Annotated in this window: 20 protein-coding genes; 19 read left to right on the top strand and 1 reads right to left on the bottom strand. The window is 63.5% G+C overall.

Annotated features, from left to right (window positions below; translation table 11 throughout):
* Positions 1-109: 109 nt before the first annotated feature.
* Complete coding sequence (locus A9762_RS15535; RefSeq protein ID WP_083253954.1) at positions 110-1,084, bottom strand: sugar-binding transcriptional regulator; 975 nt, start codon at positions 1,082-1,084, stop codon at positions 110-112.
* Between the two features lie 185 nt (positions 1,085-1,269).
* On the opposite strand from A9762_RS15535, the gene A9762_RS15530 reads away from it, so the two are divergent.
* From A9762_RS15530 to A9762_RS15440, 19 genes are all read left to right on the top strand, one after another.
* Complete coding sequence (locus A9762_RS15530; RefSeq protein ID WP_069342904.1) at positions 1,270-2,466, top strand: ABC transporter ATP-binding protein; 1,197 nt, start codon at positions 1,270-1,272, stop codon at positions 2,464-2,466.
* Positions 2,459-3,391, top strand: coding sequence for a carbohydrate ABC transporter permease (locus tag A9762_RS15525; RefSeq protein WP_170836251.1), 933 nt, complete (start codon positions 2,459-2,461; stop codon positions 3,389-3,391). Before A9762_RS15530 ends, A9762_RS15525 begins: the two co-directional genes overlap by 8 nt.
* Entirely contained in the window at positions 3,388-4,239 is an 852-nt protein-coding gene (locus tag A9762_RS15520; protein ID WP_083253953.1) for a carbohydrate ABC transporter permease, read from the top strand. The genes A9762_RS15525 and A9762_RS15520 overlap by 4 nt, the downstream gene beginning before the upstream one ends.
* Before the next feature lie 112 nt (positions 4,240-4,351).
* Positions 4,352-5,647: an ABC transporter substrate-binding protein gene (locus A9762_RS15515; RefSeq protein WP_206093587.1), complete on the top strand. Its 1,296-nt coding sequence runs from the start codon at positions 4,352-4,354 to the stop codon at positions 5,645-5,647.
* Complete coding sequence (locus tag A9762_RS15510; RefSeq protein ID WP_083253951.1) at positions 5,644-6,936, top strand: alkaline phosphatase family protein; 1,293 nt, start codon at positions 5,644-5,646, stop codon at positions 6,934-6,936. The genes A9762_RS15515 and A9762_RS15510 overlap by 4 nt, the downstream gene beginning before the upstream one ends.
* Positions 6,937-7,180: 244 nt before the next feature.
* Positions 7,181-7,756, top strand: a complete 576-nt coding sequence (locus tag A9762_RS15505) for a DUF4255 domain-containing protein (RefSeq protein WP_069342902.1) — start codon at positions 7,181-7,183, stop codon at positions 7,754-7,756.
* Positions 7,757-7,770: 14 nt separating this feature from the next.
* A complete protein-coding gene (locus A9762_RS15500; protein WP_139133243.1) occupies positions 7,771-8,694 on the top strand; it encodes a hypothetical protein in 924 nt (307 codons plus the stop codon).
* Between the two features lie 22 nt (positions 8,695-8,716).
* On the top strand, positions 8,717-10,459 hold the full coding sequence (locus A9762_RS29210; protein WP_069342900.1) for a phage tail sheath C-terminal domain-containing protein: 1,743 nt from the start codon (positions 8,717-8,719) through the stop codon (positions 10,457-10,459).
* 115 nt (positions 10,460-10,574) lie between these two features.
* A complete protein-coding gene (locus tag A9762_RS15490; protein WP_039398341.1) occupies positions 10,575-11,033 on the top strand; it encodes a phage tail protein in 459 nt (152 codons plus the stop codon).
* A 124-nt stretch (positions 11,034-11,157) separates the two neighbouring features.
* Positions 11,158-11,622 (top strand): phage tail protein, encoded by a 465-nt coding sequence (locus A9762_RS15485; RefSeq protein WP_069342899.1) that lies wholly within the window; start codon positions 11,158-11,160, stop codon positions 11,620-11,622.
* 54 nt (positions 11,623-11,676) lie between these two features.
* The gene (locus A9762_RS15480; RefSeq protein WP_069342898.1) at positions 11,677-11,871 is read left to right on the top strand and encodes a DUF5908 family protein; all 195 of its coding nucleotides are present in this window, start codon (positions 11,677-11,679) and stop codon (positions 11,869-11,871) included.
* Between the two features lie 3 nt (positions 11,872-11,874).
* On the top strand, positions 11,875-12,558 hold the full coding sequence (locus A9762_RS15475) for a peptidoglycan-binding protein (protein WP_069342897.1): 684 nt from the start codon (positions 11,875-11,877) through the stop codon (positions 12,556-12,558).
* A 28-nt stretch (positions 12,559-12,586) separates the two neighbouring features.
* Complete coding sequence (vgrG, locus tag A9762_RS15470; protein WP_069342896.1) at positions 12,587-14,377, top strand: type VI secretion system tip protein VgrG; 1,791 nt, start codon at positions 12,587-12,589, stop codon at positions 14,375-14,377.
* A 62-nt stretch (positions 14,378-14,439) separates the two neighbouring features.
* Positions 14,440-14,736, top strand: coding sequence for a PAAR domain-containing protein (locus tag A9762_RS15465; protein WP_240493581.1), 297 nt, complete (start codon positions 14,440-14,442; stop codon positions 14,734-14,736).
* 27 nt (positions 14,737-14,763) lie between these two features.
* Positions 14,764-15,213, top strand: a complete 450-nt coding sequence (locus tag A9762_RS15460; RefSeq protein WP_069342895.1) for a GPW/gp25 family protein — start codon at positions 14,764-14,766, stop codon at positions 15,211-15,213.
* 9 nt (positions 15,214-15,222) lie between these two features.
* Positions 15,223-19,143, top strand: a complete 3,921-nt coding sequence (locus A9762_RS15455; RefSeq protein ID WP_069342894.1) for a baseplate J/gp47 family protein — start codon at positions 15,223-15,225, stop codon at positions 19,141-19,143.
* Complete coding sequence (locus A9762_RS15450) at positions 19,115-19,939, top strand: hypothetical protein (protein WP_139133242.1); 825 nt, start codon at positions 19,115-19,117, stop codon at positions 19,937-19,939. The genes A9762_RS15455 and A9762_RS15450 overlap by 29 nt, the downstream gene beginning before the upstream one ends.
* Positions 19,936-20,322, top strand: coding sequence for a hypothetical protein (locus A9762_RS15445; RefSeq protein WP_139133241.1), 387 nt, complete (start codon positions 19,936-19,938; stop codon positions 20,320-20,322). Before A9762_RS15450 ends, A9762_RS15445 begins: the two co-directional genes overlap by 4 nt.
* Entirely contained in the window at positions 20,319-22,931 is a 2,613-nt protein-coding gene (locus A9762_RS15440) for a hypothetical protein (RefSeq protein WP_069342891.1), read from the top strand. Before A9762_RS15445 ends, A9762_RS15440 begins: the two co-directional genes overlap by 4 nt.
* Positions 22,932-22,933: the final 2 nt, after the last annotated feature.

Raw genomic sequence — 22,933 nt, 5'->3', positions numbered from 1 at the left:
GTCTTGCAAAAGACCTTGAGCGTATCGACGTCGGCAACGACGCGCTTTCGACAGATTGCCGAACGATGTCGAATGCCCGCCAAATGCTGCGCGGGGCCCTATCCGGGCATCAAAGCAGGGCCGCTGCCGTCGCTTCGTCGGTAATGAGCGTGTGCACGAGCCCTGCACGGATGGCGGATTCAATGACCGGGACCTTCTGCATACCGCCGGCGGCGAGAATCAGTTCGGGGATCGCGCGCAGGTCGGCGAGCGTCGGGTTGATCGTGCGCTCGACCAATGGGTGGGCGACCGCGTTCCCGCTGGCGTCGAGGTAATGACCGCAGATATCGCCCGTTGCGCCCGCATCACGCAGCGATTGCCAGGTCTCCCGCGAGATCACTTCGTACTCCAGTAACTTGGAGCCTTCCGACAGATCCGTGGCGCTCAACAGCGCCATATCCACATGCCGTGCCATCTCGAGCACGCTGCGCACCGGTTCGCTGGCGACGAGGGCTTCGCGCAATTCGACGGTCTCGGCGAACATCGGCGCGGTCATGTAGTAGCAAGTCGCGTCGAGCGTGCGGGCAAAGATGGCGGCGTTGTCGTAGGGATTGATGCGCGTGCTGCGCGCCAGTCCACCGCACATCAGCACAACAGTGTTGTTGCGGTCCTGACGATGCAGGATGTTCTGCGCCGCCGCGTTGATGGTGCCGCCCCACGTGATGCCGAGCGATGCTCCGTCGGCGAGATGTTCCGAGAGATATTGACCGGCCGCCGCACCGATGACGACGCGCACATCGACGTCGTTGTCAGGCGTGGGCACCACGATGGCGTTGCGCAAACCGCGCGGGCCATGCGTGGCGACAAGGCCGACTTCCAGTTCCACGTAGGCGCTCACGGGACTGTTGATGGTCGTCTGCACGAAGCCGCTTGCGCGGGCATCGTTGAGCACGCGGTTCACGCGCTTGCGGGTGATCCCCATGCGCTGCGCGATGGCCTCCTGCGTCTGCCCCTCCTTGAAGTAGGCCCAACAGATACGCGCCATCAACTGTGCTTCGGCCGGAGGCATGTCTTGGTGCTGGGCAGCCTGGTTCTGCAATTTCATCTGGATTCCTGGGATCGGTTCGGAGGCCGTCGCACCTGACGGCGGCCACGCGAAAGGTATCACTATCTCGCCCAAAAGCACAAATGGGTCATTACCGTCACAAAAGAGTCAAATCCCAAATGTACTATCGGCGACTCAAATGAGTCAGGGGTAGTCATGAGCATTCAGACGGCAGGGGAATCGAGATGGCCGGCGTAGTCCTGGAAAACGTTTGCCGCAGGTTTGGCGCGCACGCGGCCATCGAAAACATCGACCTGACAGTCGGCGAAGGGGAGTTCGTTGCACTGGTCGGCCCGAGCGGCTGCGGGAAGTCGACATTGCTGCGCATGATCGCCGGGCTCGATTGGCCGGACGAAGGGGCGATCCACATCGGCGGACGTGAGGTCACCGGCGTTGCTGCCGCCGAGCGCAATGTCGCGATGGTGTTTCAGAACTACGCGCTGTATCCGCACTTGAGCGTGCGTCAGAACATTGCCACGCCGCTCACGATGCGTCAGTTGACGGCCTGGGAGCGCTTGCCATTGCTGTGGCGCGGATCGGCAGCGAGTCGCGCACGTCGCTCGCAGATCGATGCCGAGGTGCACGAGGTCGCGCAGGCGCTGGGGCTCGGCCACGTGCTCGATCTCAAGCCCGGCGCGTTGTCGGGCGGCCAGCGGCAGCGTGTGGCGCTGGGTCGCGCCATCGTGCGCCAGCCCGCCGCGTTTCTTTACGACGAACCGCTGTCCAATCTCGATGCCGAGTTGCGCACCACCATGCGCACGGAAATCGCCGATCTGCATCGCCGCATCGGTGTGGCATCGGTGTACGTGACGCACGATCAGGTCGAAGCGATGACGATGGCGGACCGCATCGCCGTGATGCGCGCCGGGCGCATCCTCCAGTTCGACAGCCCGGCGCAGTTGTACGCCCAGCCGTCCTGCATCGAAGTGGCGCGCACCATCGGCACGCCGTGCATCGGATTGCTGCCGGCGAAGGTGCTTGCCGGAGACGGCGGGCTGTCCATCGGCCTGCATTCGGTGTTGCCGCTGCACGTCGGGCAGAGCGCTGGCGCCGACGTCACGGTCGGCTTTCGTGCCGAACACTTGCAGTTGGCCACTACCGACGCAGCAGGCACGCTTCCCGCTCGCGTGCTGAACGTCGAATATCTCGGCGCGGATGTGCTGGTTCACGTCGCTGTGGCCACCGCGCAACCTGGCCATAGTGAAGCCCGCCTGGTCGTTCGCGTCGCCGGTATCGATTGCCGGGGACGCACGCCGGTGAAGGGCGAGTGGCTGGGCGTGGGCGTCGATCTCGGTCGCGCGCTGGTGTTCGATGCCGATGGACAACGCATCGATGCCATGCCGCACGACACGGCATTGCGACAGCAGGTGGCGCATGGCTGAGCGGACTCGTCAGATGACCGATCAGATGCCAAGTCGCATGCGTCGCCCGGATGCCGCTCCGGCAATGGGACGCATTGTCGTCGGGTTTGCAGGGCCTGCCGCGCTCGTCGGCCTGATCACACTCGTGTTGCCGCTGATCGCCGTCGTCGCGCTCGCGTTCACCGACTACCGGCTCGGGGCGAAGACCCTGTCATTCATCGGTCTCGATAACTTCGCCGATCTCGCGGGCGACGACGTGTTCCGCAAGTCGTTCGCACACACGCTGATGTACTCGGCCATCGTCGTGCCGGTCTCGACGGTAGCCGGCCTCGGCCTCGCGTTGCTGATCAATGCGCAGTCGAGCTGGCGTTCGTTCTACCGTACGCTGCATTTCCTGCCGGTCATGGCCGCGACGATTGCGATCGCGATCGTCTGGGAATTCATGCTCCATCCGAGCTTCGGCCTGGTGAATCTGCTGCTCGCAAAAGTCGGCATCGTCGGGCCTCGCTGGCTCGAAGATCCGGCGACTGCGCTGCTGTCGCTCGCGATCATCGGTGTCTGGCAGATGACCGGCTTCAATATGGTGCTGTTCCTCACTGGCCTCACGGGTATCTCGCCGCAGTATCACGAAGCGGCGTCTATCGATGGCGCGGGTCGGGCCTGGGATCGCTTCTGGCTTGTGACATGGCCGATGCTGCGGCCGATCACGGCGTTCGTGCTCGTCATCTCGGTCATCCGGTCGTTCCAGCTATTCGAAACCGTCTACGTGATCACCGGCGGCGGCCCCCAGAAGTCGACGGAAGTGTTGCTCTTCACCATGTTCAGCGAAGCGTTCGTGTTCTTCCGTGCCGGTCGTGGTGCGGCCGTCGCTGTTGTATTTCTCATGCTCGTCGGCGTGCTGACGTGGCTCAAATTCCGCTTTGTGAACCGACGAGGTGTCGCATGAGCCGCATCGCCCACATGAAGCGGCAAGGCCGCGCGACGCGGGTCGTGCGTCATGCGTTGCTCTGGGTGACGGGGCTGATCTCGCTCGCACCGTTCGTCTGGATGCTCCTGACGGCATGCAAACCGGCGAACGAGGTGTTCGGTCGCGAGTTGCACATCCTGCCGACGCATTACGCCTGCGCCGAGAACTTCGCCACGGTCTTCTCAATGGTGCCGATGCTGCGTTATCTGGCGAATGGCGCGTTCGTGGTCGTGGTGATTCTCGCGCTGCAACTGCTGCTGGCGTTGCCGTGTGCCTATGTACTGGCCAAGATCCCGCATCGCGGACGCGGCGTGCTGTTTGGCGCCGTGGTGTTCTGTCTGATGTTGCCGACGCAGGTCGTGGCGATCCCGCAGTTCCTGCTGGCGCAACAGCTCGGACTCGTCGACAGCATCTGGGCGGTGGCGCTGCCTCATGCGTTCTCCGCCTTCGGCATCTATCTGCTTCGGCAGTACTTCCAGACGATTCCAGACGAATTGCTCGACGCCGCACGTCTCGATGGCTTCAGCGAATTCGCCATCGTGTTCCGGCTCATGTTGCCGGTGGCGCTACCCGCCGTGATCGCCTTCGGCATCTTCTCTGTGACGGCGCACTGGAACGAGTTCTTCTGGCCGCAGATCGTCTTGTCTTCGCCGGAGAAATTGCTCCCGCCGCTGGGTATCGCGTTCTTCCGCAACGAAGAGGCGGGCACCGATTACGGCGCGCTGATGGCGGCGGCGTCCATCGTCATCGCGCCGCTGGTGATCGCGTTCCTGCTGGCCCAGCGCCGTTTCATCGAAGGCATTGCGCTCTCCGGACTGAAAGGCTGACGGCAGCATTGCGACAGTCGCAACCCCACAACCATTCCCACAATCCCCCCCACAACCGCATGACCCACGGGACGATCCCACGACTCGTCCTCTTTCCGATTGGAGTATCGACGTGAACGCACGCAGAACCTGGATCAAACAACTCTCCGGACTGGCTGTCATGGCCGCAGTGTCGGCCGGCGGCTTCGGTGTCGCCACACCGGCCTTCGCGGCACAGACGGAATTGACCGTCCTTTACGCCTTCCCGGACCTGTTCCGCCCGGCGATGGAGGAACTGGCCAAACGCTTCATGGCGGCAAACCCGGACATCAAGATCGTCTACCGTGCGCCCGCTGCCGAATACGAGCAGGCCATCCAGACGGTATTGCGCGAGTCCGTCGCCGGCACCCAACCCGACGTCACCATGCAGGGCCTGAGCAGCATCCGCGCGACGGCCGACGCCGGCGTTGCGGTGGAACTCGACGCGATGATCGCCGCCGACAAGTCGCTCGACGCGCAGGGCATCACGTCGTCGATGCTGGACGCCGGCAAGATCAAGGGGCACAGCTACGCCATGCCGTTCGCGATCTCGCTGCCGGTGCTGTATTACAACGGCGAGCTCGTCAAACGGGCGGGTGGCGATACGGCTAACCTGCCGAAGACGTGGGACGAAGTCATTGCGCTGTCACGCAAGATCAATGCGCTGGGTTCGGGCAATAACGGGCTGTTCTACGCGTGGGACGAGACGGGCAACTGGATGTGGCAGGCGCTGGTCTTTAGCCGGGGCGGCACGATGCTTGACGCGGCTGAGCGTCGCGTCGCCTTCGGTGGTCCCGAAGGCAAGTGGGCGATCAATCAGCTTGCCCGCTTCGTCAAGGAGGGCGGGATGCCCTATCTGAATCACATCAGTGCGCGTCAGCAATTCGCGGCAGGTGCGCTCGGGATTTTCGCCACATCGTCGTCGCAATTGAACGCGATTCAGAAGCTGGCAGCCGGTCGGTTCCCGGTCGTGGTCGGCACGTATCCCGATCTAAAGCCCGGCGTGTCGAAGCTGCCGTCCGGCGGTAACGGTCTCGTCATCACGACACGCGATCCGGCCAAACAACAGGCTGCATGGCGCTTCATCCGCTTTGCAGCACAGCCAGAGCAAGCTGCCGATGTGGCGCGTCGCACGGGCTACTTCCCGCCGAACCGGAAAGCTGGCGATTTGCTGACCGACTTCTACAAGGCGAACCCGAACTATGCGGTCGCCGTGAGCGAGCAACCGTATGCGTCTGGCTGGTATGCGTTCCCGGGCAAAAACGGCTTGAAGACCATCGACGTCATCAAGGACAAACTCGAATCGGTCGCGAGCGGCAAGCGTGCCGGCGAGCCGGAGAAGGTGCTGTCCGAAATGGCGGCTGACGTGGGGGCGTTGTTGCCGCAATGAGTGTGATGTCCTCGCAGAAGCAAAACCCGATGGTCGTGCTGGTCTGTTGCGACGCGCTGAATCGGGACTGGATCGACCCGGTGCACACCCCGGTCCTGAGCCGCTTGGCGGCACGGGGCCGGTGGTTTGCGCAGCATGAGGCGGTGTTCCCGTCGGTGACGCGCGTCTCGGCGGCGTCGATTGCCACGGGGTGTGTGCCGTCGCGACATGGTTTGCATGGCAACCGTATGGGGCTGTTCGAGCACGGCAAGGTGCGGGTGTACGACGTAGGGCATCCCGACTTCCGACACCACATGCGCCGGGCGACCGGGCGCACCCTCAAGGTGCCGACGCTCGCCGAACGCGTGGCCGGCATGCGTGGCTTCGTCGCCATGTCGAACGTCTCGCCCGGCGCTGCGTACTTTCTCGATCCGGATCACTTCGGCACGATATATCACCGCGCGGGATCGTTTCTGCCCGGCGGTGATCCGGTGCCGGAGGCCGATGCGCTCGACATCGGGCAGGATTTCGACGGTGACCGGCAGATGACGTCGCGCTTCTGCGAGGAAGTCCTGCGCGCGCGCAAACCCTCGGTCGCGGTACTGTGGCTCGCGCATCCCGACGCAACGCTGCACGGCGCACCTCTGGGCTCGCCCGCGCACCTCGCGTCGTTGCGTCATGCGGACGCCTGCGTGAGCGAGGTCGTCACGACGGTCGATGCGCTTCGGGACGCGGGCGATGACGTGCTGCTGATCGTCGGCTCGGATCACGGGCAGGAGACGATTGGCGACAGCGTCGATATCGAAGCGTGGCTGGGTACGCAAGGGCTGGCGGCGTTCGTCGACCGTGGCGATATCGCGGTCGCGGCGCAGGGTACCTCTGCCCTGATCTATGCGACAGAGACGGGACGTCCGGCGTTTCTGGGGATACTCGATCGGTTGCGCGAACAGACGTGGGTGGGGGCGGTCGAGACGGGCGAATTGTTGATGCGCCGAGGCGTATCGACCGAGGAGGGCGTCGTCGCGGCCATCGATATGGGATATCTGGCGGGCGGAAACGATTTCGGCGTCCGGGGCAAACGCTGGGCGGCGGCGGAGCCCGGCAAGGTCAAGACACCGGGTTTCGGCGAGCATGGCGGATGGGGGCCGGACGAGACACGCCCGTTTCTGATCGTCCAGTGCGGCGATGGCGCTGCCGCTAGCGTTATCACACGCGCAACGAGCCTCATCGACATCGCCCCCACGGTGCTGGACTTCCTCGGTGTGCCAGCGCCGGACATGCAAGGGCAGTCCGTCCTGAAATTTCAGTAGCTTTCCAAAAGTCTTTCACGTTTTTGCACAAGCGCGCTATTCACAACGCGCTTGTGCTACAGTTCCGCAGCAAAAAATCAAAAGCAGATTGACCGGGCGGAAACATAACGCTCAGGAATCCAGATCGTCGCGTTTCGTCATGCGAGACGATGTAGGAAAATTTGCGACAGGCCAGTTCCAGTAGTCGAAAGTGTCGTACCGAATCAGATTTTGCAACCGCATTGCGAAAGGGTATCGGGGAACCATGATTAACGCTGCTGTGGGCCACCTTGCGGGGCGGCTCAACGAACATCTGAAGCAAGCCTACACACTGACCGACGACATCGTGACGATGTCCGGTCTGGTGGACCTCAACGGACAGGCTGTCGCGAATACGAACAACCGTCTGGTTGTCATCCTCACACACATCGAGCGCGATACCGGGCCGGTGCGCAAGGGCATTCCCGGCGACGCGGGCGCTTCGCATCTGTCGGTCGGCGTGGCGCCGCTCTATCTGAATCTCTACGTGATGGTCGCCGCGAATTTCACCGGCGGCAATTACGAAGATGCCCTGAAGCTCATCTCCGGCGCCATCGCCTTCTTCCAGCGCAATCCGGTATTCGACCGTCGCTCGTCGCCGTCGCTCGATCCGCGCATCGACAGGCTCGTGCTGGAAATCGAGAACCTCAATATCCGGGAGCTCAGCAACCTCTGGACGATGCTCGGCGGTAAATACCTGCCGTCCGTGTTGTACAAGGTGCGGCTGATGGCGCCCGACACCGACGACATCACCGGTACCGTGCCGACCGTGCGCGCGCCGGTGCCTGTACTTAACCACTGAGCGGAACCGCGGGCATGGTTACGTCTGCTTGCGCGCCAGGAGTGCCGGGTTACACGCGGCTATTCACTGTCGACGTCACTCACGCGTACTGGCCTTCGCCAGGCGAGTGGCTGCGTTACGTCGCCACGCCCGCGACGGCCGACTGGGTGCGGCGGCGCGATTTGCTGGTGCGCCCGCACCGGCAGGGCGTGGCCGTGTTTTGCGCGTCGGATCGTCGTGCGGTGCTGCTCGACGGGCTTCGCGCCGGCGACGCCGTCGCCACCTTCAAGTGGTACGCGCAAGACACCGATTTCTCCAGCTATACGCTGCCGGCCATGCCCGGCAGGTCGTCGGTCTATGTCGTGCAAAGCCGCTCCAGCGTTCCGTTAGACGGACAGACATCGTCGCGTCGCCTGCATGCCGAGGCGTGCATCGAAGCGGCCGATGCCGTTGCCGTGGATACGCCGGCACTCGCTGCGCATCTCGAACGTGCCGATCGTGTGAATCCGCCCTTGCTGGTCGCGCAGATCGATCTGTCGGATCAGGTCGCCCTCGATGACAGCGACAGGCAGCGCGGCATCGATTACGTGGTCAATTTCGCCGCGCGCACGAGTTGCTGGCGCTACTACTACGTGTGCCCGCAGGACAGCGGTGCGCTAAGCGTCGTCGATCTCGACGAGACGGTGAGTTTCGTCACCACCGGCACCGAGGACCGCTCGGGCGGGCGTCGTGCGGTGATCTTCGAGAGTGAGCAAGAGATTGCAATGCAGCAGCAATACCCGCAGCGCTTTCAGTTGCGGGAACGGGGCCGGTCGGGTGAACGCGTGTTGATCCGGAGACTGCCCAATGCCGACATCGGCAGCCTGACGCAGAAGACGCCGAAGGTGCAGAAACCGCAGGAAGCTGAACAATCGGCGCAAAGCCGGGCAGTACTGGTATCCGAGATCTACATCAATTGACATCGATGACCGAGGTGAACTCATGGCGCAATACAAAACACCAGGTGTATACGTAGTCGAACAAAACGCGTTTCCCAATTCCGTGGTCGAAGTCGCCACGGCAGTGCCAGCGTTCATCGGCTACACGCAGTTCGCCGATAACAAGGGCACGCCGCTGGGCGGCACGCCCTGGCGCATCAGTTCGATGGCCGAGTTCGTCATGTACTTCGGCGGGCCGCCGCCGACGACGTATTCGCTCGACGCCATCACGACCGACAAAGCGGCTGATAAGCCCGCTGACAAGCCCGCCGCCGATGCCCCGGCCGACGGCGCGGGCGATCCGCCCAAGCGTCCTGTCGTCACCGATCTCTTCATCGGGGCCGTGGGTGCGCGCAAGCCGTTCAAGTTCACCCCGCAGACGAAGGAATACCTGCTGTACTACAGCATGCTGTTCTTCTTCCAGAATGGCGGCGGGCCGTGCTACATCGTGTCGGTCGGGACCTATGCGGACGGCGACATCGACTCGGGCAAGCTGACCGACGGCATCGATACCCTGGTCAAAGAGCAGGAGCCGACGATGGTGCTCGTGCCAGACGCGGTACGGCTCGCCCGGCAGGACTGCGCGAAGGTACAGACGCACGCGCTTCAGCACTGCGGCTATACGATGCGCAACCGCTTCGCGATTCTCGACCTGTTCGACGGCATGTGGGATCGTCAGGCGCCCGGCGGCGACTGCATCACGAATTTCCGTGACGATGTGGGCTCGTCGTTCCTCGACTTCGGCGCGGCGTACTACCCGTGGGTCAACACGTCGATCGTGACGGACAAGGACCTCGACTTCACGAAGATTTCCAACCCCGCGCAACTCCAGACGCTGATCACCACGGAACTCGGCGCCGTGATCAATCCGCCCGACACGGCGTCGCCCGCCGACAAGGCGAAGGCGAAACAGGTCAAGGATGTGATCGCCAAGCTGACGGGCGGCGCACCTGCCGCGACGGCTGACGGCGCCGCCGCAGCGCCTGCCGCTCCGGCGGCCAATGGCGACGCGGACGCCGCGAAGGCCGCCGACGCTGGTGCCGCGCCCGCAGCCGACGCCAAGCCCGCCGCGCCGATGTCGAAAGACGACATTGCCACGCTGCACAAGACGTTGAGCGTCATCAGCAACGTCTACGTGCAAGTGCTTCAGGCGCTCCAGAAGAAGGTCAATCTGATGCCGCCGGCCGCCGGCATGGCGGGGCTCTACACGCTGGTCGACAACACGCGCGGCGTGTGGAAGGCCCCGGCGAACATCAGCCTGAACGGTGTGGTCTCGCCGAGCGTGAACATCTCCAACGCGGATCAGGAAGACCTGAACGTGCCGACCACGGGCAAGTCCGTCAATGCGATTCGCAGTTTCATCGGCGAAGGCGTGATGGTGTGGGGCGCGCGCACGCTCGACGGCAACAGCCTCGACTGGCGCTACCTGAGCGTGCGCCGCACGATGATCATGATCGAAGAATCGCTGCGTCTGGCGTGCAAGGCCTACGTGTTCGAGCCGAACACCGCCAATACGTGGGTGACGATCAAGAGCATGGTGCGCAACTTCCTCACCAGCGTGTGGAAGCGCGGCGGACTGGCCGGCGCGAGCCCGGACGACGCCTTCCAGGTCTTCGTGGGGCTCGGTGAGACGATGACCGGCGACGACATTCTCGAAGGCATGCTCAAGGTGACGGTGCTGGTGGCGGTGAGCCGCCCGGCCGAGTTCATCGAACTCACGTTCCAGCAACAGATGCAGAAATCCTGAGGCCGCTAGGTCACGATCCGTTTGACCGGTCGAGTCACGCGTGCGCGACGTGAATCGCGAATGGCGCCAGTACCGACCGGCATTTTCCGCATGCAATCCATAGACGAGGTGTGTGATGGCAGACGATGGTTCGAAACAATCCACCACGGTTTGGCCCCTTCCCAAGTTCTACTTTCAGGTGAAGTGGGACTCGCAGGTCATGTCGTTTCAGGAAGTGAGCGGGCTGGATGTCCAGTCCGAGGAAATCAAGTACCGGCATGGCGACAGCCCGGAGTTCTCCGTCATCAAGATGCCGGGCATGAAGAAGTACGGCAACGTCACCATGAAGAAGGGCGTGTTCAAGTCGGATAACAAGTTCTGGGACTGGTTCAACCAGATCAAGATGAACACGATCAAGCGGGTGCCGGTCACGATCAGCCTGCTCGACGAGGCCGGCAAGCCGACGATGGTCTGGACGCTCGCCAACGCCTGGCCGACGAAGATCACCGGCACCGATCTGAAGTCCGAAGGCAACGAAGTCGCCATCGAGACCATCGAGATCGTGCACGAAGGTCTGACGATCGCCAACAGTTGAGTCTCGTTCGCCGCACTGGTGCGCCCGCTGCGCGGGCCACCGGCGCCGGCTTGCGGTTCGCCTTGCTGGCGGCTTCTGCTTATCGAGCTTTCCGAGTTTTCCAAGCGTTCCCCGTTTGCCCGACATGCCGTCATCGCCTTTCGATCCCTATCCGCCGTCGGCTTTCCATTTCCGCGTGATGTTTTCGTCCACGGCGGGCGCTGTCGACGCCTCGTTTCAGGAGGTCTCCGGTATCACGACGGAGATCGATACCGAGTCGGTGCCCGAGGGCGGCGAGAACCGTTTCGTCCACACGCTTCCCAAGGGCGTGAAGCATCCGCATCTGGAGCTAAAGCGCGGGATTGCGGGCATGACGTCGCCGTTAGTGATGTGGTGCCGCTCCGTGTTCGAAGGCGAGTTCATCGTGCCGATCCGGCCGCAAACGCTGATGGTGCAGTTGCTCGACGAGCTGCACGTGCCGATCCGGATCTGGACCTTCGCGAACGCGTATCCGGTGAAGTGGGAAATCGAGAGCTTCGGCGCTATGAAGAACGAAGTCGCCATTGAGAAGATCGTGCTGAGCTACACGTTTTCGTCGCGCATGGCGTAGCGCGACGCCAGCACGAGACGTTACGAGACATACGAAGAATCGGGGGATTCACCGATGCCTATCGAAATCGGTCATCTGAGCATCAAATCGACGGTGGTGCAGCGCGCGGCACAGAGCGACGGACAGCCGGCACTGGTCGAGGGTCTGCCTGTCGCAGCGAGCACGTTTGACGATCAGGCGCGTGCGGAACTGCTGGCGGAATGCCGGGCGCTGGTGCGCGAAATGCTCGAACGCGCCCGGGAGCGTTAAGTCATGGCGACCAGTCTCACGCGGCGCAAGTTCAGTATCGCCCCGTGCACCGTTTCCCGCGGGCAGATCTCCGTGGACAGCAGCCGCACGCCGTTCGAAGCGCTGATCAATCCGATCGGTTACAAGCGCAAGCTGAGCATCGAATACAACAAGAAGCAGACGCTGGGGCAGCCCAGCGCCATACCGCGTTTCAGCGCGGTGCGGCCCGAGACCATCACCATCGACAACCTCGTGCTCGACGGCACCGGTGTCGTCGACGGTACCGGCTCGCGCAGCGTGAAAGACATGATCGACGCCATGCTGGCGGTGATCTACAAGTACGACGGCAAGAAGCATGAACCCAACTATGTGCGTCTGCTCTGGGGAACGTTCATCTTCTTCGGCCGGGTCGAGTCGATCGGACTCGATTACACGATGTTCAAACCGACCGGCGAGCCGTTGCGCGCGCGGGTCACACTGGGCATCGTCGGCTGGGTCAGTGCGACGGAAAGCTCGTTGCGGGCGAATCTCAGTTCGCCGGACCTGAGCCATCTTGTGGAGGTGACGGCCGGCGACACGCTGCCACTGCTGTGCAATCGCATCTACAACGATCCGTCGTATTACCGCGAGGTCGCGCGCATCAACAACCTGACCGGCTTTCGCAAGCTGGAGCCGGGCATGATGCTGCGCTTCCCGCCGCTCGTCTGAATATTTTCCCGATTTTCCGTCTGACCCTATGGCCGATTCTCCCGCCCTGAATACCAGCGCTGTCCTGAAGCTCACGATCACGAGCGGGGGCAGCGCCATTGCCGACACGATTCGCGTGATCTCGGTCGACATCGAGCGCGCGGTCGGCCGCATTTGTCAGGCGCGCATCGAAATCCTCGACGGCGACATGCCCGATAACGACTTCCCGGTGAGCGATCTGGAGACATTCGCACCGGGCACGGCCATCGTCATCAGCGCGGGATACGGCGCGAACGCTACACAGATCTTCGACGGCGTGGTGATCCGTCACAGCATCCGCATCACGGGAAACAACGAGGCGCGTCTGGTGATCGAGTGCCGTCACAAGGCGGTGAAGATGACGATTGGCTGCAACAACGCCAACTACATCGACAGCAAGGACAGCGACATCATCAGTCAGTTGATCGAGAAGGTCGGCGCTGACGCAGAGGTGACCGCAACGACCACCCAGCACAAGGAGATCGTGCAGTTCTACAGCACCGATTGGGACTTCGTGCTGCTGCGCGCCGAAGCCAACGGGGCGTTGGTGATTGCAGACGACGACGGCAAAGTGACCGTCAAGGCGCCGCAGACATCCGCTGCCGCCGTGCTCAAGGTGACTTACGGCATCGATCTGATGTCGTTCTCGGCAGATATCGATGCGCGCACCCAGTTGCAGAGCGTGGTGGCGGCCGCCTGGGATCCGAGCACACAGGCGATGGTGCAGCAGACGTCGCCGTCGACCTCGCTGTATGAGCAGGGCAATCTGAGCGCATCGACGCTGGCCGCCGTGGCAAGCCCGTCGACCTTTCGCCTGCAATCGACGGTCCCCGTGCCTTCGGACGACCTCAAGTCATGGAGCGACGCCACGCAAATGCGCGCCGCCCTTGCGCGAATTCGCGGACGCATGTCGTTTCAGGGCAGCGCGGCGGCCAAACCCGGCACCATGATCGAACTCGTGGGCGTAGGAAAGCGCTTCAGCGGGAGCGTGTTTGTCAGCGGCGTGCAGCATCGCATTGCCGACGGCAACTGGATCACCGAAGTGGATTTCGGCATGTCGCCGGAACCGTTCGCCGAACGGCGAGGCTCGGGCGACGTGATGGCGTCCGGCTTGCTGCCGGGCGTTGGCGGCTTGCAGATCGGGAAGGTCATGAAGCTCGACGCCGACCCCGAGAGTCAATACCGGATTCAGGTGGCCGTGCAGGTGCTTCAGGCGGAGACTGTCGGTGTCTGGGCGCGGCTTGCCAGCTTCTACGGATCGTCGGGCGTCGGGGCGTTCTTCATTCCGGAGATCGGCGACGAAGTGATCCTCGGTTATCTCAACGGCGATCCGTCTTACCCGGTGGTCCTCGGCAGTGTCTACAGCAGTCAGCGCAAGATGCCGTATGAGCTGACGGCCGAAAACTATACGAAGGCGTTGTGGACGAAAGGGCTGCTCAAGGTCATCTTCGACGACGACAAGAAGGTGATCACGCTCATTACGCCGCAGAACAACACCATCCAGATGAGCGACGACGCCAAGTCGATCTGTCTGACGGATCAGAACGACAACAAGATCCAGATGACGCCCAGCGGTATCACGCTCGACAGCCCGAAGGACATCGTCATCAACGCCCAGGGGAAGGTGAGCATCAGCGCCGTGGCGAATATCGAGCATTCGGCGCAGGCCGACATCACCAGCGAAGCGCTCAACATCAGCAGCACCGCGAAGGTCGGCTTCACTGCCAAAGGCTCGGCCACGGCCGAACTCTCGGCCAGCGGACAGACGACCGTCAAGGGCGCGCTGGTGATGATCAACTGACGACGCCAGCGCGTCAGACACGTAAATAAGACGACTCAGCCCCAGGAGACCACGAGATGCCGATGGCTGCCCGACTCACCGACATGCACACCTGTCCGATGCAGACGCCCGCCGTGCCGGCCCCGATTCCGCACGTCGGCGGCCCGATCATCGGCCCGTGCGTGCCGACCGTACTTGTGGGCAAGCTGCCTGCGGCCGTGGTGACGGACAACTGCATTTGCGTCGGCCCGCCGGATAGCATCGTCATGGGCTCGACGACCGTGATGATCGGCGGCAAACCGGCCGCCCGCGTCGGCGATACGTGCGCGCACGGCGGCGCCATCGTCATGGGTTGCCCGACGGTAATGATCGGTGGGTGAATCGGTGACTGAATCGGGGGAGCGCGCATGAGCGCAGACAAATCGTTTCTCGGCACTGGCTGGGCGTTCCCGCCGCGTTTCGGCGACAACGCCGCGAACGGCCGCACGCAGATGGTCGAAGCCGAGACCGATATTCGGGAAAGCCTCGGGATCATTCTGTCGACCGTGCCCGGCGAGCGGATCATGCAGCCGACGTTCGGCTGCGGCATCAAGGCCTATGTCTTCGAGGAAATCAGCGAAAGCGTGATGACCGAGATGCGCGACGCCATCGACCGGGCGATCCTGTTCTTCGAACCGCGCGTGACGGTCGAGCGTATCGAGATCGATGCCTCGAGTGCAATCAACGGGCGTGTGGACGTGCTGATCGACTACACCGTACGCGGTACGAACACCCGTACCAACATGGTCTATCCGTTCTACTTCCTCGAAGGCACGAACGTGCCGGCGGCGCAGATCGAGTCGCCGACTCAGGGATAGCGCCAGCCGATGCACAACCTCATCATTCGGGACGGAACCAGTCAGGCAATGCGGGCGCTGCCTCCATTGCAGGACGGGTATTTCCGTCTCGACGAGATGACGTTTCACGAACTGCTCGACATCGTCGTCGAATTCGCATCGCTGGTGCGTTTCCATAACGGCAACGACGAGCCGCAAGGGGATTGGTCGCCGTTCTTCCGGGCGGACGAAACGGTGGTCATGAGCCGCATCCTCGCCTTCGACCTCGCGCGCGAGACGGAGCGCTTCGCCCAATGGTGGCGGGACACGCCGGAATACGACGGCGTGGGTGGCGCGAGCGGCGAGGGGACCGGTTTGCGGTCGATGTTGCGGGCGTCTCCCGTTCCTGAACTGATCGTCACGCTCAACGACTGGTTCGAAGCGCTGTCGCAAGCGCAAAGCGATAACGGCCTCGGGCTGCGCACGGTGCTGCGCGCGGTCATCATGCAACTGAGCCGACGTCAGTCGGGCGTGCTCGGCGCGCTGACCTCGGCGCACCTGCAAACGCCGCTCGATCCGGTCTGGACGGAAGCGCAGACATCGGTCGTCGCGCAAGCCGCCGAGGGTGAGGCACACGCGCCGACGTCATCGTCCGAATCGATGGCAACGCCGCCCGCATCGACATTGACGAAGGCGGACGTGCGCGCCGATTTCCACGCTTACATGAAGGCGATCGAAATGGTCCGCAAGGAGGCGTTGTCGCGATTGCCCGCGTCGTTGCACAGCGGCAATCACGACCCGGCCGTGGGCATGCTGATCGCTTTCGTGAGGCAGTTCGAGAAGCTTCAGAGCAAGCTCAACGGCTACACCCAGAAGTTCATCGACTTCTATTACGAGCGCATGCTCGGCAGCACGCCACGCGGTGTCGTACCCGATCGCACGTGGCTGGTGCTGCGCCGCAACCCGGACGCGCGTGATGTGCTGGTGCCCGCCGGCACGGCATTTCCCGCCGGCATCGATGCCCACGGTCGCGACATCCTTTATCTGTCCGAAGACGCGCTGCGCGTGAGCGGCGCGCGCGTGAGCCGGGTGCAGACCCTCTTCCTCGATCACAACGGCTACAGCATGCCGGAGAATCTGCTGCCGGAAGATCCGGGTGCGGGTGCCAATGGACGGAAATGGCCGACGGCCGCGTGGTTCGACGAAGTGCCTTGCGCGCCGCCCGGCACCGAACACCCGCAGGCGTGGCCGATTCTCGGTGCGCCCAAGCCCGGCGCCGGTATTCGTCCCCACGGACAGGCGCGCATCGGATTCGCACTGGCCAGCAAGGTCCTGCTGCTCAAGGAGGGCGAGCGGATCGTGACGCTGACGATCACGTTCGCCGACGACAAACTCGTCACGCAACTAGGACAAGTGGCCGATGCGGTGTTCGGCAAGAGCGATGAGATCGATGAGGCCGCTGAGGTCGACGCGACCGGGGAACGGTCGGACGAGGCATCCGAAGCGATGCATCTGCGACGTCAGGACCTCTATCTCAAGATCCTTCGCAGCCTGTTTTCCGTCGCGCTCACGGGGGAGACGGGCTGGATCGACATCGCAGGTTACGTGCCGAGACTCGAAGACCGCGAATTGCGATTGAGCTTCGTGCTTCCCCCGCAATCGCCATCGGTCGTGCGTTACTCGCCCGCGTTGCACGGCGAGCAGTTCGACGTCGAAACGCCGCTCCTCAGATGCATCGTCAACCCCGGCGCGTATCTGTTTCCGTACGGCCTGTTGCGCAATCTGCCCGTGACGGGGGCGCGCATCGACGTCGAGGCACGCGGCTGCCGCGATCTAGTCCTGTACAACAACATCGGCCAATTGAGTGCCGCGACCCCGTTCGCCCCGTTCGGACCGCTGCCGCGTCTTGGCAGCTATCTGGTGGCTGGGAGTACGGAGATGGCCGTCAAGCGCATCACGCGCTTTCGTCTGCGCATCGAGTGGGCGGACTTGCCGCGCGTAACGGGCGGGTTCGGTACGTGGTACGACGGTTATGACGTACGGCTGGCTAACGAAGACTATCTGGCGTCGGTCGAAGTGCTGGCGAAAGGCGGGTGGCTGCCGGCAGGCGAGGCCGCACGTCCCGTGGTGCCGCTCTTTCACACGCGCGTGACACCGGGCAAGGGCGAACGGATCGACAACACCATTGTCTGGGACGCCGGTCACCTTGCGTCGCTGTTCGAACCCGATGCCGGCGTGAGCCCCACGCATCCATTGACCTGGGGCCCGGGCGCGAAGAACGGCTTCTTCAAGTTCACCTTTGCGGCACCGGCCTTTGCCTTCGGTCACGAAGCGTATGCGCAGACGTTGTCCACGACCATGCTCGCGAATGCACGCAAGCGCATGTGGCGCAGGGCGCGTCCGATGCCGCGTGCGCCGTACACCCCGATCGTCAACACGATTTCGTTCGATTACGCGGCAACGGGCGCGATCAGTGTGGACCGCATCGCCAATCGCGACGAAGACGGGCGTTTCCTCCATCTGTTTCCGTCGGGCTGGGAGTCGCTGGACATGACGAGTTACCCCGCGCCGGAGTTGCTACCGCGCTTCGACGACGCCGGGAATCTCTATGTCGGTATCGACGCCAGCGCACTGGGTGAACCCGGCGAGACGCAAACGCTACTGTTCCAGTTGCGCGCAGACTCCCGGCCCGTCGCTGCACCGGTCGTGCACGATGCTGATGCCACGGATGTCACTGACCCAGGGCGTCCGGCCGGTCTGCACTGGAGCTATCTCTCGGGCAATGTGTGGAAGCCGTTGTCACGGCGAGACATTCTGACCGATGGCACTCACCAGTTGATGACGTCCGGCATCGTCACCTTGCGGGTGCCTGCCGACATCGGCAAACGCAACACGGTCATGCCGGACGGGCTTTACTGGTTGCGCGTGAGCGCCGATCGCGACATGGAGAAGTATTGCAGCCTGTACGCCGTGCATGCGCAGGCCGTACAGGTACGCCGTGGGCCTGACGTGCCGCAGGAAGTACCGATGGTGCTACCCGCCGGGACGATTACGCGCAGTCGGCGACCGCTGCCCGGGATCGTCTCGCTCGTCCAGCCGCTGCCGTCCTGCGGCGGGCGTCCGCAGGAGACTCGCGAGCAGATGCGTACGCGCGTGAGCGAGCGGCTTCGTCACAAGCAACGGGCCGTGACACCGGCAGATTTCGAGTCGCTGATTCTGGAAGCCTTCCCCGAAGTTTACAAAGTGAAGTGCTTCGCCAATCTGTCCACGAAGCACGGGCCGCATGATTGCGTCCGCCCCGGTCAGGCGCTCATCGTGCCCTTGCCGTACTGGCCTGCCGTGAAGGATGCCGAGCAGATGCCGATGCTCGACGGCAACGTGATCCGGCAGATCGCGGAGTTCGCCAATGCGTTGTCGTCGCCGTGGGCGGATGTCTCCGTCGAGAACCCCGTCTATGAGCGCATTCAGGTGCGATGCAAGGTGCGCTTTACCGACCGGGCGGGCAACGGCTTTTATCTGGCACAGCTCAATGCCGCGATCTCACGCTACCTCACGCCGTGGCAGGACGACGTGGGTTATCGCACGCATTTCGGATGGTGTATTCGCCAGCACGACATCGAGGCCTACATCGGGTCGTTGCCGTATGTGCAGTACGTCTCCGGGTTCTCGATGCTTCGGATCGCGACGGTGGCGAGCGGCGCCGAGGCTGCCGAGCTGGCCGCGACCGACATGCAGACGTTCACGCTGTCCGACACCGCACGCCGGACCGGCGACGCCACCGGGCCGCAGACCGACATCGTCCCGCTGTACCCGTGGAGCATCGCGATTCCCGTGGCCCATCACGCCATCGACGCGGTGGACGACGACAAGGATTACGAGGGCGTGCCGACCACGCTGAGCCAACTCGAAATCGGCACCACCTTCATCATTTCGGATGACGACCATGAATGGAAAACCGATCGCCCGGCGTAACCGGGACACCCTGCGACGCAAGTTCGGCAATGGCGAAATGCCGTCGGCGACGGCGTTCTCCGAGCTGATCGACTCCATGCTGAACATCGTGGACGAAGGCTTCGACAAAACGCCCGTCGACGGCCTCAAGGTGTCGCAGCTCAATCAGGGCAAGCTCCTGAGCTTCTACCAGAACATCGATCTGAAAAGCCCCATCTGGACAATTCAGCTCGACGGGGAAGCCGGGGGGCTGGCGTTCGGTAACGGCGACAACCCCACGGCGCTGACACTGCGTCAGCTTGGCAAAGTCGACGTCACGGCCACGGCCGCCGCAGACAAGTCCGCGCCAGCCGTCGGATTCGAACTTGACGTGGCCGGCCGTGTCGTTGCCGACGGGCGACGTGGACGTCCCGGTGCACGCGCGGTGCAGGCGGACGGGAAATGGCACGACATTACGGACCCGCTCACCGGTTGTCAGGCCTTCGAGATCACGGCTGGCGTGGGCAAGCGGGGCAGCGGGAAATTCGCGGTGATGCACGCCTACGCCGTCATGGCCTACAACGGCAAGGGGGACATCGACTATCGCCAGTCTCATTTCGGCAGCAAGTGCAACCGTCTCCAGCTTCAGTGGGCAGACGCACCGGATGGCGCGAAGCATAGCTACGTGCTGCAAATGCGCGTGGGGTGTCCGTACGACTCGGCGCGCGATGCTGCCGGCGCGCCCAAAACCTGGGTGACGTACTACCTGACCACGCTCTGGTTCGATCCGGAGATGACCGGTAGCGCGACGGACCCCGAACCCAAGGGGGCGCAATGACCATGACCGCCACGTCGGGTACAACGGGCAGCAGCGCAGCGCCCGCTACCGTCGACATCGTCCTCACCGCGCCCGACGCGCAGTTGCTCATGAGCGCGCTGAGCGAACTTCCGTTCAAGCGGGTCTTCGAGCTGATCGGCATGCTGAACCGGCAGGCAAATGCCGCTACACCGGGCGCGCCGCTGGTGTGTGCGCTCGATCCGGGCGCATTCGCGCTGATCGTGGAGGCCCTCGGGCAACTGCCGTATCACCGGGTGCACGTGTTGATCGACGACCTGAAGGCACAACTGCACGCCGCCCGCGACGCTGGCGAACGCGCATCGGGCAGCCCCATGCGCGCCCCACGTCATGCCGCTCGGGTGCCCGGCGTGAGGATGCCATGAACGCCCCCGAGTCCATCGCCCGTCACGACGGCGCCGGGTCCGATCCTCACGGACTCGACTTCGATGCATTGCGTCGCGCAGGCATTGCGACGTTGCAGGCGTTGTGCGGCGAGCGCTGGACCGATTACAACCTGCACGATCCGGGCGTCACGATTCTTGAGCAGTTGTGTTACGCCATCACGGAGTTGGGGTACCGCTCCGACTTCCCGCCGGAAGACTATCTGGTCGGCGACGACGGACGGATCGACTACCAGCGTCACGCGCTGCATCCGGCAGACGACATCCTGCCAAGCGAGGTGCTCACGTTCGAGGACTATCGCAAGCGCTTCTACGACACGATTCCCGAGCTTGAGGACGTCTGGCTCACGCGAGACGAACGCCCGCTCGACAACGTTCACGCCGCGCACGGTTTGTGCCGCGTCGCCATCAAGCTCAACGACGCCCTTCAGGACAACGCAGACGACGCCACCCGCGCGAAGCATGAAGCCGCCGTATGTCTGCGCGTCAGGGAAGTGTTCCATGCGCATCGGAATCTGGGCGAGGACCTGTCCGACGTCGTCGTCGTGCCGGTCCAACCCGTGTATCTGAGCGGCGAGATCCAGATTCATAGCGAGCGCGATCCGGCGTCGATCTTCGCCGACATCTTCTTTCAGTGCGCGCGCGCGGTGCATTCGGGCTTCCGGATCGAGCGATACGTGAAGGCATTCGATGCCGGCATTCCGCTCGAGACCCTGTTTGCCGGGCCGCGTACGGAGCATGGCTACGTAGCGAGCACCGGCGCGCAGGCGCAGGGGGCGCCGATCGCGCTGGCCCGCCTCGTCGGGCTGGTGCAGGCGGTCGATGGCGTGGCCCACGTGCAGCGTCTTGCATTGTGCGACGCCGACGGCAAACCGGTGAACAGCGACAGCATGAACGGCACATCGGGCGCGGTGTTGCGGTTGCGGTTTCCGGGCGACGCGCAGGGCAGCTTCCTGCGGCTGCACTTCGCGAGCGGCGCGGTCGGTGGCGGTACGAGGGCGCAGGCGTCGAATGGCGGCAACGAGCATCGCCGGGAGGAGAAGTCGCGGGTCGTGCTCGACGACGCTCGCGTAGCGCTGGCCAAAGCGCGCTTCGAATTCGATACGCTGCGTAACACGAAGCAGTCGGTGGCGGGTATCGTGCCGGCGCCGCAGGGTGAGCAGCGCGCCCTGCGCGATTACTACTCGATCCAGCATCAGTTTCCGGCGATCTACGGGATCAACCGATTCGGTGTACCGGCTACGGCACCGCTTGCGAATCGGGTCAGTGCGCATCAACTGAAAGCCTATCTCTATCTGGCCGAGCAGTTGATGGCCAATTATCTGGAAAACCTGCAATCCGTCGGCCGGATGTTCTCCGTCGACACGTTGTATGAGACCTATTTCTCGCAAACCATCGACAACGACGCCTTGCCCGATATCGAGGCGTTCTATACAGACGCCCCGGCAGCGGTGCGCAGCCGCCTTGAGCGGATCGTGTCGAGAAAGGATCGGGCCGAGGATCGCCGCAGCCGGTTGCTCGACGTGTTGCTCGCCATGTACGGCGAGACGTATTCGCAAAAGTCCCTGCGACGCTTCGACGACTATCAGGACGCGCACGGCGCGCGTTGGCTGATCGACAACAAGCTCGATTTCCTTCGTCACATCGCGACGCTGTCGCGGGACCGGGCGTCGGCGTTCGATATCACCGCGATGGATGTGCGTGCCGACGGTCGGCCCAACGTGGCCGGGGTCCACGCGAAGATTTCGATCCTGCTGGGCTTGCCGGCCGAACCGCCGCGTGCGCCCCTGAGCGACGCGTTGCTGCGTTGGCACCTGCGGTTGCAATCCGACGCTACGGCGACGAAGACGAGCTACGAGCATGCGGCGGCACGTCTCATCGTGCTCAAGTCGCAGGGCGAGCCGCCGTCGGCGGCGCACCGGAGCGAAGCGCATACCGCACCGGGAGACACCTTGCCCGGCGGGCTGCTCGTGCATGGCGTGCGTCTGGAGAACTATGTGCTCAGGCAGCATGGCGACGCGCTGCACGTTCATTTCCGCACGCACGATCCCCGCATTGGCGAAGCCACGAACGGGAAAACGGCCGACGAGGTGCAACTGGCGCGGTTTCATGGGGATGAGGCGGTGGCCTACGCCGACCGGTACGTCGAGATATTGCGCGAGTTCCTGTGTGAGTTGAATCAGGCGTCGGAGGGCTTCTATCTGGTGGAGCACGTGTTGCTGCGTCCGCATCGTCCTTCCACGCAAACCGAAGGGGAGACGGAAGCGCAGGCGCACGAAGCCGCGTCGTTCTTCAACGCGCGCGTGAGTGTGGTCTTTCCGGCGTGGACGGCGCGATTCAGCGATCCCGATTTCCGGCTGCTCGCGCAGGAGACGGTCTGCCGCAACCTGCCGGCGCACCTGCTGCCGGAATTCCACTGGCTGGACTATGTCGCCATGCGCGACTTCGAGCACCGCTACGGGCTGTGGCGTGCACGACTTCGGGAGCGGGAGACATCGTCGTCGCTGGACCGGCTCGACGCCGCGAGCGCCAGCCTGCGCGCGTTGCTGATGCGCCGCCGTCGGGCGCATCACCTCACGCTTTGGGTGTAGCG

It is taken from the genome of Pandoraea sp. ISTKB (assembly GCF_001721285.1).
Taxonomy (GTDB): Bacteria; Pseudomonadota; Gammaproteobacteria; order Burkholderiales; family Burkholderiaceae; genus Pandoraea; species Pandoraea capi.
This window is presented reverse-complemented; position numbering and strand designations above follow the sequence as displayed.

Coding starts and splice junctions, on each gene's coding strand:
- A9762_RS15535 (WP_083253954.1), bottom strand. CDS start 1,084: ATGAAATTGCAGAACCAGGCTGCCCAGCACCAAGACATGCCTCCGGCC.
- A9762_RS15530 (WP_069342904.1), top strand. CDS start 1,270: ATGGCCGGCGTAGTCCTGGAAAACGTTTGCCGCAGGTTTGGCGCGCAC.
- A9762_RS15525 (WP_170836251.1), top strand. CDS start 2,459: ATGGCTGAGCGGACTCGTCAGATGACCGATCAGATGCCAAGTCGCATG.
- A9762_RS15520 (WP_083253953.1), top strand. CDS start 3,388: ATGAGCCGCATCGCCCACATGAAGCGGCAAGGCCGCGCGACGCGGGTC.
- A9762_RS15510 (WP_083253951.1), top strand. CDS start 5,644: ATGAGTGTGATGTCCTCGCAGAAGCAAAACCCGATGGTCGTGCTGGTC.
- A9762_RS15505 (WP_069342902.1), top strand. CDS start 7,181: ATGATTAACGCTGCTGTGGGCCACCTTGCGGGGCGGCTCAACGAACAT.
- A9762_RS15500 (WP_139133243.1), top strand. CDS start 7,771: ATGGTTACGTCTGCTTGCGCGCCAGGAGTGCCGGGTTACACGCGGCTA.
- A9762_RS29210 (WP_069342900.1), top strand. CDS start 8,717: ATGGCGCAATACAAAACACCAGGTGTATACGTAGTCGAACAAAACGCG.
- A9762_RS15490 (WP_039398341.1), top strand. CDS start 10,575: ATGGCAGACGATGGTTCGAAACAATCCACCACGGTTTGGCCCCTTCCC.
- A9762_RS15485 (WP_069342899.1), top strand. CDS start 11,158: ATGCCGTCATCGCCTTTCGATCCCTATCCGCCGTCGGCTTTCCATTTC.
- A9762_RS15480 (WP_069342898.1), top strand. CDS start 11,677: ATGCCTATCGAAATCGGTCATCTGAGCATCAAATCGACGGTGGTGCAG.
- A9762_RS15475 (WP_069342897.1), top strand. CDS start 11,875: ATGGCGACCAGTCTCACGCGGCGCAAGTTCAGTATCGCCCCGTGCACC.
- vgrG (WP_069342896.1), top strand. CDS start 12,587: ATGGCCGATTCTCCCGCCCTGAATACCAGCGCTGTCCTGAAGCTCACG.
- A9762_RS15465 (WP_240493581.1), top strand. CDS start 14,440: ATGGCTGCCCGACTCACCGACATGCACACCTGTCCGATGCAGACGCCC.
- A9762_RS15460 (WP_069342895.1), top strand. CDS start 14,764: ATGAGCGCAGACAAATCGTTTCTCGGCACTGGCTGGGCGTTCCCGCCG.
- A9762_RS15455 (WP_069342894.1), top strand. CDS start 15,223: ATGCACAACCTCATCATTCGGGACGGAACCAGTCAGGCAATGCGGGCG.
- A9762_RS15450 (WP_139133242.1), top strand. CDS start 19,115: ATGAATGGAAAACCGATCGCCCGGCGTAACCGGGACACCCTGCGACGC.
- A9762_RS15445 (WP_139133241.1), top strand. CDS start 19,936: ATGACCATGACCGCCACGTCGGGTACAACGGGCAGCAGCGCAGCGCCC.
- A9762_RS15440 (WP_069342891.1), top strand. CDS start 20,319: ATGAACGCCCCCGAGTCCATCGCCCGTCACGACGGCGCCGGGTCCGAT.